The sequence below is a fragment of the Kitasatospora fiedleri genome, assembly GCF_948472415.1.
Taxonomy (GTDB): Bacteria; Actinomycetota; Actinomycetes; order Streptomycetales; family Streptomycetaceae; genus Kitasatospora; species Kitasatospora fiedleri.
Window position 1 is genome coordinate 73,804 of the sequence record NZ_OX419519.1, and the last position, 13,772, is coordinate 87,575.

A 13,772-nucleotide genomic window follows, 5' to 3' on the forward strand; every position below is an offset into this window, starting at 1 on the left:
CATGCCACCTCACCTCACTTCGCCCGCGGCCCAGTCGGCGCCCCCGGCGCACCACGTGCTCGACCTGGAGCGCAAGGCCCGGCTGGTCTCCGGCGGGGACACCTTCCGGACCAGCGGGGAGCCGGCCGTCGGGATGCACCGATCGTCTGCTCGACGGGCCGGTCGGGGTGCGCGGCGAGCGCTGGGACGAGGCGGACACCGCGCTGCTGCTGCCGTGCGCGACCGCGCTGGCGGCGTCCTGGGACGAGGAACTGGTCGCCCGGATGGGCGGGCTGCTGGCGGCCGAGGCCCGGCGCAAGGGCGTGCACGTGGTGCTGGCGCCGACGCTGAACCTGCACCGCTCGCCGCTCGGCGGGCGCAACTTCGAGTGCTTCTCGGAGGACCCGCTGCTGACCGCCCGGATCGGGGCGGCGTACATCGCGGGCGTGCAGGGCGGCGGGGTCGCGGCGACCGCGAAGCACTACGTGGCGAACGACTCGGAGACCGAGCGGCTGACGGTGGACGCCCGGGTGGACGGGCGCACCCTGCGCGAGGTGTACCTGGCGCCGTTCGAGGCGGCGGTGCGGGCCGGGTGTGGGCGGTGATGTCGGCGTACAACCGGGTCAACGGCACGTCGATGGTCGAACACCCGCTGCTGGCCGAGCCGTTGAAGGGCGAGTGGGGCTTCGACGGGCTGGTGGTCTCCGACTGGGGGGCGGTGCACGAGGCGGACGGTCCGGGTGCGGGGGGCTGCGACCTGGCGATGCCCGGGCCGAACCCGGCCTGGGGTCCGGCGCTGGCGGCGGCGGTGCGGGCCGGGCGGGTCCCGGCGGCGGTGCTGGACGACAAGGTGGAGCGGCTGCTGCGGCTGGCGGGCCGGGTCGGCGCGTTCGACCCGCCGGCGGCGGGCGGCCCGGCGCCGGTGCCGGCGGACCCGGCGACCCGGGGCGCGCTGCGGGCGGCGGCCGTGGCGGGCACCGTGCTGCTGCACAACCCGGACCGGCTGCTGCCGCTGGACGCCCCGGCGCTGCGCCGGGTCGCGGTGCTGGGCCCGAACGCGGCGACCGCCCGGGTGCAGGGCGGCGGCAGCGCCTCGGTGTTCCCGGCCGCGCCGGTCTCGCCGCTGGACGGGCTGCGGGCGGCGCTCGGCCCGGCCGTGGCGGTCACCCACGCGCCGGGGGTGCGCACCGGCCTGCGCCCGACGCCGCTGACGGCGGCCGACTGCGTGCTCCCGGACGGTTCGGGGCCGGGGGTGCTGGTGCGCTACCTGGCCGCCGACGGCTCGCTGGTGCACGCCGAGTCCCGGTCGACGGGGCGGGTGCTGGAGCCCTCGGCGGAGGTCGACCTGACGCCGGTGCGCACCATCGAGGTGGCGACCCGGTTCACCGCGCCGACCCCGGGCCGCTGGCGGCTGGGCGTGGTGGGCCTGGGCGCGCTGCGGCTGGAGGCGGACGGGAAGGAGCTGCTGGCGGAGTACGTCGAGCCGCTCTCGGACGATCCGACGTACCTGCACGTGACGCCCTCGTTCCGGCAGGTGGAGCTGGAGCTGGCGGCCGGCCGGCCGGTGGCGCTGCTGGCCCGGCGGACGGTGGAGTCCGCGCACGGGCGGGTGCTGGTGCTGGCCGCCGACCCGCCGGAGGCGGAGCTGGAGCGGGAGTTCGCGCACGCGGTGGAGCTGGCCGCGGCGGCGGACGTCGCGGTGGTGGTGGTCGGCACCACGGACGAGCACGAGAGCGAGGGCTTCGACCGCTCCTCGCTGCGGCTGCCGGGCCGCCAGGACGAGCTGGTGGCGGCGGTGGCCGCCGCCAACCCGCGCACGGTGGTCGTGGTGAACACCGGCAGCCCGGTGCTGCTGCCCTGGCGCGAGCGGGTCGGCGCGGTGCTGACCTGCTGGTTCCCGGGCCAGGAGGGCGGCGACGCGCTGGCCGAGGTGCTGCTGGGCCGGGCCGAGCCGGGCGGGCGGCTGCCCACCACCTGGCCGGACGCCGCCGAGGACTGCCCGGTCTACGCGACCGCCCCGACCGACGGGCGGCTCGACTACGCGGAGGGCCTGCACCTGGGCCACCGCGGCTGGCTGCGCGCCGGGCGCGCCCCCGCGTACTGGTTCGGGCACGGCCTGGGCTGGGGCGAGTGGCGCTACCTCGCGCTCGGCGCGCCCTCGGCCCCGGCGGCGGACGGCTCGCGCACGGTGCGGGTGACGCTGCGCAACGAGGGGCCGCGCCGCTCCCGGGAGACGGTGCAGCTGTACCTGTCCCGGCCGGGCTCGGCGGTGGACCGGCCGGTGCGCTGGCTGGCCGCCTTCACCGCCGCCGAGGCGGGCCCGGGCGAGCAGGTCGACGTCGAACTGACGCTTCCGGCAAGGGCGTTGGAGCACTGGTCGGCGGACGGGCCCGGCTGGCGGACCGAGCCGGGCACCTTCGTCCTGCGGGTCGGCCCGCACTGCGGGGAACTCCCGCTGACGGCGGCCCTGACCGTCGAGCCCTGACCGTCGGGCCCTGACCGGCCCGCCCCGCGCGTCCCGCGAGCCCTGCCCCGACCCGCTCCCCCGGGGTCGGGGCAGTACGCCTTCCGGCCCCCGCTACTCGACGACCTCGGCGCTGACCAGCACCACGTCCTCCTTCGGGACGTCCGCGTGGCCGCCCTTGGAGGTGGTGGGCACCGACTTGATCGCGTCCACCACGTCCTGCCCCTCGACGACCTCGCCGAACACCGTGTAGCCCCAGCCCGGGCCGTTCTTGGCGGTGTGGTCGAGGAAGGCGTTGTCCGCGACGTTGACGAAGAACTGCGCGGTGGCCGAGTGCGGGTCCGCGGTGCGGGCCATCGCCACCGTGTAGCGGGTGTTCTTCAGCCCGTTGTCGGCCTCGTTCTGGATCGGCGCCCGGGTCTCCTTGCGGCGCAGGCCCGGCTCCATGCCGCCGCCCTGCACCATGAAGCCGTCGATGACCCGGTGGAAGACGGTGCCGTCGTAGAACCCGTCCTGCACGTACTGCAGGAAGTTCGCGACCGTGGCCGGGGCCTTCTCGGCGTCCAGCCGGATCACGACGTCGCCGTGGTTGGTGCTCAACTTGACCTTGGACAAGGCAACCTCACTGTCTGTCTGCTGGTGGGGACGAAGATCGTCACCCCCATTGTCGCAGCCCGGCCCCGCCCCCCGGCCCCGCCACCCCGGCCCCGCCCCCGGCCCCGGACGGCGGGTCGCCCGCGCAGGGTGCCTAGGCTGGGCGGATGGACGACGCACCCGCGCCCCGGCTGTTCGAGAACCGCTTCACCGAGCGGGTCGGCCCGGTCGACTCCTGCGACTGCGTGCGGGCGCGGCGGGCGCGGTTCCACGGGGAGCGGCAGGACGTCTCGGCGCCGGGCTGGCTGCGGTTGCTGGAGCTGGTGGAGGAGGCGGTGGCGGACGGGCGGGAGGAGTTCGCGCCGCTGAAGGAGCTGACGGACGAGCAGCGCCGCCAGGTGGTGACGCTGCCGGCGGGCATCGGACGGCTGACGGAGGTGCGCCACCTGCACCTGTACCGGTCGAACCTGGTGCGCCTCCCGCCGGAGATCGGCGGGATGCGGGCGCTGGAGGAGTTCACCCCGTACACCTCGTACCGGCTGCACTGGTTCCCGTACGAGCTGGCGCGGCTGCCGTTGCTGCGGCGCAGCACGGTCAGCACCCGGGCGGTGTTCGGGAACCCGAGGACGCGGCCGCCGTTCCCGGTGCTGGCCGAGCCGTCGGCGCGGGCGGACCCGCGGGCGCTGGACCCGGGGGTGTGGGGGGCGGAGTCGGTCGGGGCGTGCTCGGTGTGCGACGGTCCGGTGGCGGGGGCCGCCGGGCTGCACCAGGCGTGGATCTCGCTGCGCACCTCGGGGCGGGACGTGCTGCCGCTGCTGGTGAACGCCTGCTCCCGGCAGTGCCTGGCCGCGCTGCCGTCCCCGCCGGAGGGCTACCTGCCGGGCCCGCACCGGGGCCGGGGGCTGGACGGGCTGCTGGCGACGGCGGAGCTGGAGCTGTTCGCGGACTCCTCCCAACTGCACGTGCGCGACGGGGACTCGGACGAGGACCTGCTCGGCGCGTGGACGGCGCGGGCCCGGGCGGACGGCCTGGCCCCGGCCCGGCGGGGGCTGGGCGTCGGCACGGCGGGCGAGGGGGACGTCGAGGTGACGGTGGAGGTCTTCGCGGCGGAGCCCGCGGTGGACCACGGGGCGTTCGAGCAGGTGGTGGAGGCGACGATCGAGGCCCCCTCGGGCCGGGTCGCCGTGCTCTCGCCCACCGGGCACCTGCCCGACGCGGAGTTCTTCGACCTCCCGCCCGGCCCGGTCCGGGTCCGCGCCTCCCGTACCGCGTCGGCGGCGGGGCGGGGCGGGGCGGAACGGCTGCGGGTCCGGCTGTGGCCGGTGGCCGGGCACGAGGGCCCGCGGGTGTTCCGCCGCCGGGGCTGAGCGTTCGGCGGCGCGGGGCGCCGGTCGGTCGGGGCCCGCGGTGGGGCGTTCGGTGGGGTCGGTCTCGGGGCATCGCACTCCGCTGGCCTGGTCGGTTCCGGTGGGCGGCCTGTCCGTCGCTTCCCCGGCGGCGGATAGGGTGGCGCGACGGCGTGTCTGCGGAGCCGGGCACCGTCCTCATCCTTCGGGTTCGTGCGGGGCGGCGACAAGGTGTTGCCTGTTGCCAGCGCCGGGTGTCAACACCTCCGGGCTCCGCGCGCCGCCGGGCAGTGACAGCACATCAGGAAGTGGGGGGCCGGGGCCGGTGACGTTCGGCGAGCGGCTGCGGGGGTTGCGGGAGGAGCGCGGGATCTCCCTCGCGGAGCTGGCCCGGGCCACCAGTTACAGCAAGAGCTACCTGAGCCGGGTGGAGACCGGCCGGCGGCCCGGCAACGCGGCGCTGGCCGCGGCCTGCGCCCGGGCGCTGGGCGTCGACCCCGACCGGCTCGGCCCGCCGGACGCCCCCGGCACCGGTGTTGCCGGCCCTGGCAACACCGTCGCCGCCGGGCCCGCCGCCCGCCGCCCCGGCCGTCCCGGTGCAGCTGCCGCCCGCGCCGGGCGTCTTCGCGGGGCGCGAGGCCGCGCTCGCCGAGCTGGACGGGGCGCTGTCCTCGGCCCGGGCCCGGTGGGGCGAGGGCGGTCCCCGGGTGTGGGTGATCGACGGGATGGGCGGGATCGGGAAGACCGCGCTGGCCGTGCGGTGGGCGCACCGGGCCCGGGACCGCTTCCCGGACGGGGTGCTGTTCAGCGACCTGGCGGGCCACGGCAGCGCGGGCGCGCCCCGGGAGCCCGGCGAGGTGCTGGACGGTTTCCTGCGGGCGCTGGGCACCGACACCGGCCTGATCCCGCCCGGGGTGGCCGACCGCAGCGCGCTGCTGCGCACCCTGCTGGCCGAGCGCCGGGTGCTGCTGGTGCTGGACAACGCGGCGGCGCCCGCCCAGGTCCGTCCGCTGCTGCCGGGGGCGCCGGGCTGCGTGGTGCTGGTGACCAGCCGGACCAGGATGGCGGGCCTGGTGGTGCGGGACGGGGCCCGGCGGGTGACGCTCGACCCGCTGCCGGAGGAGCAGGCCGTGGAGCTGTTGCGCCGCACGCTGGGCCCGGAGCGGGTGGACGCCGATCCGGCGGCGGCCCGCGAGCTGGTGCGGCGCTGCGGGCGGCTGCCGCTGGCGCTGCTGGTGGCGGCCGAGCGGGCGCTGTCCCGGCCGGGCCTGACGCTGACCCGGGTCAACGAGGAGCTGCGTTCGGACCGCACCCGGCTGCACGTGCTGGCCGCGGCGGCCGACGGCGACTCGGCGCTGCGGGTGGTGTTCTCCTGGTCGTACCGGGCGCTGGCCCCGGAGCCGGCCGGGCGTTCCGCCTGCTGGCCCTGCACCCGGGGGCGGCGCTGACCGCGGAGAGCGCCGCCGCGCTGCTGGGCACCACGGCGGGCAACGCGGGCGAGCTGCTGGACGTGCTGGCCGACGTCCACCTGCTGGAGCTGGAGGCCCCGGAGCGGTTCCGCTTCCACTCGCTGCTCCAGGCGTACGGCCGGGAGCTGGCGGAGAGCCAGGACCCGCCGCGGGACCGGGCGGCGGCGCTGGACCGGCTGTACGACTGGTACCGGCAGGGCGCGGACGCGGCGGGCCGGCTGCTGGAGCCGGGGGCCCGCCCGGCGGGGCGGCGCCGCTGCCGGGGGTGCGTCCGCCGGTCTTCGGGGGCGTCCCGGACGCGGTGGCCTGGTGCGAGGCGCACCTGGCGGACCTGCTGTCGGTGATCCGGTACGCGGCGCTGGCCGGCCGTCCGCCGGCGGCGTGGCAGCTGCCGTTCGCGCTCTGGTCGTTCTTCCACCGGCGTCACCACCGGGCGGAGTGGCTGAACGCGGCCCGGATCGCGGTCGCGGCGGCGGCCGACAGCCCCGACCCGCGGGCGCTGACGGTCTCGCTGGTCCTGTTGGGCACCGCCCAGGTGCACGCCGGGCGGCCGGTGGAGGCGGAGATCCACCTGCGGCGGGCGCTGGAGCGCTGCGCGGTCGACCGGAGCGACCCGGAGAGCGAGTGCGCGGCCCGCAACCACCTGGCGGAGCTGATGCTCCGCCAGGGCCGGGCCGCGGAGGCCCTGGAGCTGCTGGAGCCGGCCCTGCCGCTGGGCCGGACGATCGGCCACCGCTGGGCGGAGCGGGTCACCCTGACCAACCTGGGCGACGCCTCGCTGCGGCTGGGCCGGCTCGCCGACGCGGAGCGGCTGCTGCTGGAGGCGCTCTCGCTGCGCCCCACCGGCACCGACCACCGCACCGAGGGCCTGGCGCTGCTCCACCTGGGCACCGTGCACCGGGCGCTGGGGCGGCTGCCGCGGGCCGTCGGCTGCCTGCGCCGGGCCCTGGAGCTGCACCGCGCCGCGGGCGACCGGTGGGCGCAGGGCCGCACCCTGGAGCAGCTCGGCCACGCCTTCGCCGCCCTGGAGCGGCCGCGGACGCGCTGCCGCTGTGGCAGGAGGCGCTCGACCTGATGACCGAGACCGGGGACCCGCGGGCCGCCACCCTCACCGCCCAACTGGCCGGCGCCCGGGGCGGGCGGGAGCTGCCGCCGCCGGAGGCGCCGGGCCTCAGGCGGTGGCGAGGAAGCGCTCCTGGACGCGGTTGAGGGTGCGGAAGTCGTCGATGGTGACGTCCTGGAGGTCGATGTTCTCGCCGGTGAGGTCCTCCAGGAGGTCGATGAACTCCAGGAAGTCCATCGAGTCGATCAGGCGGGCCTCGATGAGGTCCTCGTCGGGGCCGATCGGGCCGTCGAGGTCGGGGTTCTTCTCGTGCAGCCAGGCGGCGATGCGGTCCATGTGCGTGGTTCTCCTCTGCTCTGCGGAACGGGGGTGGACGTGGCGGGCGGCCGGGCCGGGGGCTCGGGCGCCGGGCGATTCAGGCGGTCGGGCGGTCGGGCGGTCAGGCCCGGGTGGCGGTGTGGAGCACGTCGAGGGCGGCCTCGGCGCTGCCGTGGGCGAGCTTCATCGCGTGCACCCAGCGCTCCAGGCCGAAGGCGACGCACGCGCTGTGGGCGGGGCCGTGCTCGCCGGCCCGGATGTCGAGGCGCTCGCCGAAGAAGTTGCGGTGGCGGTTGACGGAGGCGATGGCGGTGCCGTCGGGGGGCTGAACTCGTGCTTGACGGGGTCGAGCTTCATCAGCTTGGCGCGCGAGCCGCCCTTGTCGTAGAACGGGTCGTCGGCGGCGGCCCGGGTCAGTTCCAGGCCGAGCTGCTCGGCGGTGGCGGTGATGAACCGGGCGCCCTGGTCGAGGTGGTCGACGGCGCCCTGGTGGGTGCCGAGGTAGAGCACCTCGCGCATGTGGAAGCCCCACAGCCGGCGCAGCCCGTCGTAGTGGGTCTCGTTGCGGAAGCAGCGGCCGACGGCGGACAGCCGGGTGCCGTCGCCGACGTCCTGGCCCTCCAGGGAGAGCAGCAGGCCGTAGCAGGTGGCGGAGGGCAGCAGGTGGCCGGTGGGTTCGAGGGCTGTCCGGCGGGGGCCTGGCCGGCGGCGAGCCCGGCGTGGGTCTCGGGGGTGAAGCGGCCGGCGCTGACGCCGAGGTGCGGGAAGTTGCGGAAGTAGTCGAGCTTGGCGAGGCCGTCGGCGGCCAGCAGCGGCGGGCCGAGCACCTCGGGGGCGGCGAGCCGCGCGGCGAGGCCGGTGAGGAGCTGGTCGAGGCCGCGGAAGAGCGCGGTGTGGACGGGGTCGAGGGTGACCAGTCCGGGTCCGGGGTTGGCGAGGCGGATGCCGGGCTCGGCGGTGGTGCTCATGGCGGAGGTTCCCTCTCGGCGGGAGCGGTCGGGGTGCGGCGGCGGACAGCACGGCGCGGGACGTGGGCGTCCCGTCGGGTGCGGGGCCGCGGGGAGCGTGCGGGGCGGCGCGGGTGCGGGACGGCGTCGGCGGGGGCGCGGCGCAACGGGAGGGGCGGCGCGGGCCAACGCTCCGTCAGGGACCGGAGCCGATTGGGAGATTAGGGCAGCCCCGCGCCAATTGTCTAGACCAGGTCGCCACCGCACCGGGCTCGACCCGCGGCCACGGCGGGTCCGGACCGCCGCCGGACCGCGGTCGACCTGCGGCCGGCCCGGGTTACCGATCAGGAACTTGACAACATTTGTGGTCTGGACCAATGTGGCGACCGGAGCGACCGCGGCGCCTTCTTCGGCGCCGCCCTTCCCCGTCGCCCCCGTCTCTCGTGCCGGCCCCGCTGCGGGGGCCGTCCGCGCCCGGCCGTCTTCCCGGCCCGGGGCGCGTCCCCGTCCCGCTGCCGCACCCCCGTCCGCCGGGCCCCTCCGGGCCCGCGCCGCCGACGGGCGGGGCGGCCGTCCACCCGCCTCCCGCTTTCTCCTCAGGAGGGGCTGTCCCATCATGATGTCCGCACCGTCCCGCCGCGCCCACCTGTTCCGGGCCGCGAGCGACCGCCCGTACTTCAGCAACGACGGCGAGTCCTACCTCGCCCAGCACACCCTGCGCGAGCTGTCCAAGTCCCGTCCGCTGCGCGTGCTGTCCGAGGAGGACTTCGCGCACTGGCAGACCTACGGCTACGTGATCGTCCGCGAGGCGGTGCCCGCCGAGCACGCCCGCCGGATGCTCGACTTCGCCTGGGAGTTCCAGGGCCTGGACCCGCAGGACCCGGCCAGCTGGTTCGCCGACCGGCCGTTCCGCTCCGACCTGGACCAGCAGCTGCACATCTACGGCTTCGTCGAGGCGTACCACCACCAGCTGCTCTGGGACAGCCGGCAGAACCAGCGGGTCTACGACGCGTTCGTGGACGTCTGGGACTGCGAGGAGCTGTGGGTCACCCTGGACCGGCTCAACCTCAACCCGCCCAACCGCGGCAACCGCGACCGGGCGCTGATCGACCCCACCGACCGCGGCTTCGACATCGAGCTGCACTGGGACATCGACACCACGCTGGGCGTGCCGCCGCAGCGGGTGCAGGGCATCATCGCGCTCAACGACACCACGCCGGAGACCGGCGGCTTCCAGTGCAACCCGGAGCTGTTCCGGCGGTTCGAGTCGTGGAAGCTCGCCCAGCCGGCCGACCGGGACCCGATCCGCCCGGACATCGACCGCGCCGAACTGCCGGTGGTCCGGCCCGACCTGCACCCCGGCGACCTGCTGATCTGGAACGGCCTGCTGGCGCACGGCGTCGCCCGCAACCTGTCCGAGCGGGGCGTGCGCGCCGTGCAGTACCTGTCGATGATGCCCGCGCTGGAGGAGCACGAGCGGCTGCGCAAGTCCCGCGTCGACTCCTGGCGCCACCTGCGCACCCCGCGCTGGAACCGCACTCTGGTCGGCGACCCGGTCCTGCACGAGTCCAAGCGCTACCCGACCGCGGAGCTGACCGAGCTCGGCAGCAGGCTGCTCGGCCTCAGCTCCTGGCACGAGCCGGCCGAGCGGTCCGCCGGGGCCGCCCCCGAGGCCGCCGCCGTTCCCGGGGCGGACCAGTGCGCCGCGTCTGCCTGACCCTGCCCACCAACCGCGCCTGCGCCCCCGCCCTGCTCGGCCTGCTCGACGAAGCGGCTTACGGCGCACGGGAGTTCGGCGTCGAGGTGGAGGTCCTGGTGCTGGACTCCGCCCCCGCGCCGGTGGTCGCCGAGCACCGCCGGGTGCTCGGCGGTCGGCCGGCCGCGCCCGGGGTGAACGTCCACCATCTGGACGAGGACGCCCAGCGCGCCGTCCTGGCCCGGGCGGTGGCCCGGGCCGGGGTGCGCCGACCCGGACGGCGTCCTGGAGCTGCTGCTGCCGGACGCCGTCTCGTACGGGGCCTGCACCGACCGGGCGTTCCTGCTCGCCGAGGCCCTGGGCTGCACCTCCGTGCACCGCCGCGACTCCGGACAGCCGCTACCAACTCCTGGACGGCGCACCGGTGTTCCCGATCCAGCAGGAGCTGGCCGCGATCGGCCTCCCGGCCGGGAGGTCGCCGGGCGGATCGGCCGGGGCCGCCTGGCCCGGCTCGGCCCGGACGCCGCCGAGCTGCCCGTCGCGGTGGTCGGCGCCTCCTTCGTCGGCGAGCTCGACCTCGCGGAGATCCTGGCGCTCGACCCACGGGTGCACGGCGAACTCGTCGACCTGGCGCTGCGCCGTCCACGCCCGCGCTCTGGCGCGAGCAGGCGATCCGGGAGGCGTTCCGCGGCGCCGGGACGGAGCCGTTCCGCGCCGACCGGCCCAGCTCGGCGCGGTCGCCCCGAACCGGATCGACATGTGCAACCTGGCGCTCTCCCGCGAGCTGTACGGCCGCGTCCCGCTGCCGCCCGCGACCGAGACCATCGGCACCGACTACTTCCTGCTGCACGTGGCCCAGCACGCCGCCCTGCCCGGCGTGCTGCACAACCGGCACATCGTCAACTTCCACACCGGCGAGCGCCGCACCGACTCCGGCCGGCTCGCCTACCACCTGCGGCTGGCGAAGTTCCTGCTGCTGTCGGGGCGGCTCGGCGACCTCTACACCGCGATGCCGCGACCGGACCGGCCCTGCTCGCCGAGCCCGGACGGCTGGCCGCCCTGGTCGCGCGACGGCGGCCGACCCCGCCCCGACGACCCGCGGCGCCTCGCCACCGTCGAGCACGCCTACCGCCGCCTGGGCCCCGCCTGGACCCCGGTCGCCGACGCCCTGGCCGCCCACCGCCCCGGCTCCTGCACCGCGCCCGCACCGACCTGGAGGACTTCGCGACCCTCCTGGACGCCTGGCCCGCCCTGCTGGAAGCGGCGGGGAGCGCCCCGCTGACGCCCGCCCCGGCGCCCTCCTCCCGCTGAATCCCTCTTCATGAATGTAGGTGCCCTCGTGTCCCCCTCCACCTCCCGGGTCGTCACCGTCCGCTGGGCGGGCGGTGACGTGCGGCGCGGGCCGCTGACCCTCGGTCAGGCGAACATGGTGCGGTGCATCCTGCGGGACGGCGCCGCGGACGTGGACATCCACGACGTGTGGGCCGTCCCGGCCGGGGTCTCCGTCGCGGCGGTGATCGACGCGCTGCGGGCGCTGACGCTGCGGCACGAGGCGCTGCGGACGGTGTTCCCGCACCCCGAGGGCGCCCTCCCCGAGGAGCAACTCGTGCACTCCGAAGGGGAGTTCACCGTCCGGGTGGTCGACCACGACCCGCTGCCGAGGACCCGGCGGCCGTCGCCGACGCGCTGGCCCGGGAGGTCCGGCTGGCGCCGTTCGACCTGGGCCGCGACCACCCGCTGCGGGCGGTGCTGCTGACCGGCGGCGGGGTGCCCGTGCAGCTGGGGCTGGTGGCCGGGCACGCCGCCGCCGACGGCAGCGCGCTCTCGGTGCTGCGCGAGGAGTGGCTCGACCTGCTGCACGGCCGTGAACTGCCGCCCCTGGAGGGCACCCTGACGCCGCTGGAGCTGCGCCGCCGAGGAGGCCGCCCCGGCCGGGCGGCGCAAGGCGGAGGCTTCGCTGCGGTACTGGGAGCGGGTGCTGCGCACCGGCCCGCAGGCGATGTTCGCCGAGCCGCGGGCGCTGGTCGCGGCGGTCCGGCACCGCGGTTGACGCTGCGCTCGGCGCGCGGCGGCGCGGCGCTGGCCCGGGCCGCGGCCCGGCTGGGGGTGCCGGGTTCGACGGTGCTGCTGACCGCGTGGTGCGCGCTGGTGGCGCACCGGGCGGGGCAGGACGCCTACGTCGGCGCGGCCCCGACCGCCAACCGCTACAAGTCCGCGCTGGCCCGCACCGTCACCCCGCTGTCGCAGGACGCGCTGCTCCACCTGGAGGTGGCGCGGGCGGCCGGCTTCGACGCGCTGCTGAAGTCCGCGTGGGCGGCGGCGCTGAACGCCTACCGGCACAGCCGGTTCGACGCGCTGGAGCTGTGGGCGATGATCGACCGGGTGACCGCCGAGCGCGGCAGCCGGTTCGGGCGGGACGTGGTGTTCAACGACGTGTCCGGCCTGCCGGGGGCGCTGCGCCCGGCCGCCGGGACAACCGACCCGGAGCCCGGGTTCGAGCTGACCTGGGGCCCGGAGCAGGTGCTGCCGACCGCGCTGCTCTGCTTCGTCCACCGCCTGGAGCCGGTGCTGGAGCTGGCGCTGTGGCCGGACCCGCAGCTGTTCGACCGGGACGAGGCGGCGGGCTTCCTGGCCGGTCTGGTCCGGCTGCTGGAGGCGGCGGCCGAGGGCGACGTCCCGCTGGCCGCGCTGGGCGAGGTCACCGGTGTCCGCCCGCCCGGGCGCGGCGGCGACTGGCGCCTGCTGGACGGCTGCTGGGTCTCCCCCGCCGCGGTCGCCGCCGCGCTGTCCGCCGCCCTGGACGGCCGCCCGTCACCGACGCGCGACCTCCTACCTCCGGCGCCGGGGCGGGGTTGACGCCCGAGCTGGCGCACGCCGCCCTGCTGCGGCACCTCCCCCGAGCGGCCGGGCGTGCTCGCCCCGCGCCGCTACCTGATCGTGCCGGACGCCCCGGCCGAGCCCGGCCTCCCCCTGGCCTGGCAGCAGCAGCCGACACTCCTGGAAGGAAGCGGCCGCCCGGCGGCCGACCCGCGATGACCCTTGACGATGACCTGACGGCGCGTCCCCCGTCCGCCCCGCAGTCCGACCCGTCCGACTCCCCGCCCGGTACGCCGCCGGTACCAGCGCCGGCACCCCGCCAGCCCCTGGCGCTCGCACCGGTTCCGGATGCTGTCGTGGCCCGCAGCTCCTCGCTGCTGGCGGACGGCATGCTGATGGTGTCGCTGACCGCGGCCGTACTGCGGACCGGCTACGGCGAGAGCGGGGTCGGCTACGCGCTGGCCGCGTGGATGGCGCGCGATCGTGCTGCTGGTGCTGTTCGGCGGCGTGCTGGCGGACCGCTTCACCCCGCAGCTGATGATGGTCGGCGCGGACGCCGTCCGGATGCTGGCCATGCTGGCGCTGGCGCTGCTGCTGGCCACCACCGACGTGACGCTGTGGCAGATCATGGCGCTGATGGCGCTCTCCGGCGCGGCGACGGCGATGTTCCAAACCGGGCCTGGCGGGCCTGGTCCGCGGGTCGCCGAGGACGTCCAGCGGGCCAACGCGCTGCTGCGGATCTCCGAGGCGGTCTGCACGCTGCTGGGCCCGGGCCTGGCGGCCTGGTGGTCGGCACTGGAACGTGGCCGGTTCGTTCACCGTCATCGCGGCGGCGTTCGCGCTCAGCGCGCTGGGCCTGCTGCCGCTGCGCAACCTGGCGCGCGGACAAGGGCGCGGAGGAGCCCGCCGCGCCGATCTGGCAGCGGCTGGCGGTCGGCTGGCGGGAGTTCAGCTCCCGGCCGTGGCTGTGGGGCGTGATCGCGGTGTGGTCGGTGTACGGGCTGCTGGTGTTCGGCCCGTCGGTGCCGCTGGGCGGCGGTCGCGCTGACCGACCAGCACGGCAGCTCCGGCTACGGCTG

The 13,772-nt window shown here is 76.9% G+C and carries 12 protein-coding genes and 5 pseudogenes; 14 read left to right on the forward strand and 3 right to left on the reverse strand.

The features are described 5' to 3' along the window. Position 1: 1 nt before the first annotated feature. A pseudogene (locus tag QMQ26_RS00405) lies at positions 2 to 2,464 on the forward strand (glycoside hydrolase family 3 C-terminal domain-containing protein). Between the two features lie 93 nt (positions 2,465 to 2,557). Here the strand turns inward: QMQ26_RS00405 and QMQ26_RS00415 are convergent. Beyond that, positions 2,558 to 3,058 carry a peptidylprolyl isomerase gene (locus tag QMQ26_RS00415; protein ID WP_100834482.1) on the reverse strand — a complete coding sequence of 167 codons (501 nt, stop codon included), beginning with the start codon at positions 3,056 to 3,058 and terminating at the stop codon, positions 2,558 to 2,560. Between the two features lie 146 nt (positions 3,059 to 3,204). On the opposite strand from QMQ26_RS00415, the gene QMQ26_RS00420 reads away from it, so the two are divergent. From QMQ26_RS00420 to QMQ26_RS00435, 5 genes and pseudogenes are all read left to right on the forward strand, one after another. After that, a complete protein-coding gene (locus QMQ26_RS00420; RefSeq protein ID WP_282204319.1) occupies positions 3,205 to 4,404 on the forward strand; it encodes a hypothetical protein in 1,200 nt (399 codons plus the stop codon). Between the two features lie 304 nt (positions 4,405 to 4,708). Next, positions 4,709 to 4,831: pseudogene (locus tag QMQ26_RS37715) on the forward strand (helix-turn-helix domain-containing protein); the annotation flags it as partial. A gap of 148 nt (positions 4,832 to 4,979) precedes the next feature. Then, positions 4,980 to 5,831, forward strand: coding sequence for an NB-ARC domain-containing protein (locus QMQ26_RS00425; RefSeq protein ID WP_282204320.1), 852 nt, complete (start codon positions 4,980 to 4,982; stop codon positions 5,829 to 5,831). Between the two features lie 62 nt (positions 5,832 to 5,893). Continuing rightward, entirely contained in the window at positions 5,894 to 6,196 is a 303-nt protein-coding gene (locus QMQ26_RS00430) for a hypothetical protein (RefSeq protein WP_282204321.1), read from the forward strand. Continuing rightward, positions 6,118 to 6,927 carry a tetratricopeptide repeat protein gene (locus QMQ26_RS00435; protein ID WP_282204322.1) on the forward strand — a complete coding sequence of 270 codons (810 nt, stop codon included), beginning with the start codon at positions 6,118 to 6,120 and terminating at the stop codon, positions 6,925 to 6,927. Before QMQ26_RS00430 ends, QMQ26_RS00435 begins: the two co-directional genes overlap by 79 nt. A gap of 96 nt (positions 6,928 to 7,023) precedes the next feature. Here QMQ26_RS00435 and QMQ26_RS00440 read toward each other — a convergent pair whose 3' ends face one another. Continuing rightward, complete coding sequence (locus QMQ26_RS00440) at positions 7,024 to 7,251, reverse strand: phosphopantetheine-binding protein (protein WP_100834484.1); 228 nt, start codon at positions 7,249 to 7,251, stop codon at positions 7,024 to 7,026. Positions 7,252 to 7,354: 103 nt separating this feature from the next. Continuing rightward, positions 7,355 to 8,201 (reverse strand): annotated as a pseudogene (locus QMQ26_RS00445) (hypothetical protein). Between the two features lie 595 nt (positions 8,202 to 8,796). Here QMQ26_RS00445 and QMQ26_RS00450 point away from each other — a divergent pair. The 8 genes and pseudogenes from QMQ26_RS00450 to QMQ26_RS37725 all read left to right on the forward strand — a co-directional run bounded on the left by QMQ26_RS00450 (position 8,797) and on the right by QMQ26_RS37725 (position 13,671). Next, positions 8,797 to 9,897 carry a phytanoyl-CoA dioxygenase family protein gene (locus QMQ26_RS00450; protein ID WP_282204323.1) on the forward strand — a complete coding sequence of 367 codons (1,101 nt, stop codon included), beginning with the start codon at positions 8,797 to 8,799 and terminating at the stop codon, positions 9,895 to 9,897. After that, positions 9,879 to 10,076: pseudogene (locus tag QMQ26_RS00455) on the forward strand (DUF6271 family protein); the annotation flags it as partial. The gene QMQ26_RS00450 and the pseudogene QMQ26_RS00455, both read left to right, overlap by 19 nt. A gap of 97 nt (positions 10,077 to 10,173) precedes the next feature. Beyond that, positions 10,174 to 10,452: pseudogene (locus QMQ26_RS37720) on the forward strand (DUF6271 family protein); the annotation flags it as partial. A gap of 181 nt (positions 10,453 to 10,633) precedes the next feature. Then, positions 10,634 to 11,158, forward strand: coding sequence for a DUF6271 family protein (locus tag QMQ26_RS00465; RefSeq protein WP_282204325.1), 525 nt, complete (start codon positions 10,634 to 10,636; stop codon positions 11,156 to 11,158). Positions 11,159 to 11,215: 57 nt separating this feature from the next. Then, complete coding sequence (locus QMQ26_RS37105) at positions 11,216 to 11,632, forward strand: hypothetical protein (protein ID WP_318552160.1); 417 nt, start codon at positions 11,216 to 11,218, stop codon at positions 11,630 to 11,632. Beyond that, positions 11,623 to 12,732 (forward strand): condensation domain-containing protein, encoded by a 1,110-nt coding sequence (locus tag QMQ26_RS37110; protein ID WP_318552161.1) that lies wholly within the window; start codon positions 11,623 to 11,625, stop codon positions 12,730 to 12,732. The genes QMQ26_RS37105 and QMQ26_RS37110 overlap by 10 nt, the downstream gene beginning before the upstream one ends. Positions 12,733 to 12,786: 54 nt before the next feature. Beyond that, positions 12,787 to 12,912 (forward strand): hypothetical protein, encoded by a 126-nt coding sequence (locus QMQ26_RS37115; protein ID WP_318552162.1) that lies wholly within the window; start codon positions 12,787 to 12,789, stop codon positions 12,910 to 12,912. 264 nt (positions 12,913 to 13,176) lie between these two features. Beyond that, the gene (locus QMQ26_RS37725) at positions 13,177 to 13,671 is read left to right on the forward strand and encodes an MFS transporter (RefSeq protein ID WP_282204326.1); all 495 of its coding nucleotides are present in this window, start codon (positions 13,177 to 13,179) and stop codon (positions 13,669 to 13,671) included. Positions 13,672 to 13,772: the final 101 nt, after the last annotated feature.

Excerpts from the sequence above, each read along its gene's own strand:
- QMQ26_RS00465 (WP_282204325.1), top strand. The coding sequence starts at position 10,634 with ATGTGCAACCTGGCGCTCTCCCGCGAGCTGTACGGCCGCGTCCCGCTG.
- QMQ26_RS00420 (WP_282204319.1), top strand. The coding sequence starts at position 3,205 with ATGGACGACGCACCCGCGCCCCGGCTGTTCGAGAACCGCTTCACCGAG.
- QMQ26_RS00450 (WP_282204323.1), top strand. The coding sequence starts at position 8,797 with ATGATGTCCGCACCGTCCCGCCGCGCCCACCTGTTCCGGGCCGCGAGC.
- QMQ26_RS00440 (WP_100834484.1), bottom strand. The coding sequence starts at position 7,251 with ATGGACCGCATCGCCGCCTGGCTGCACGAGAAGAACCCCGACCTCGAC.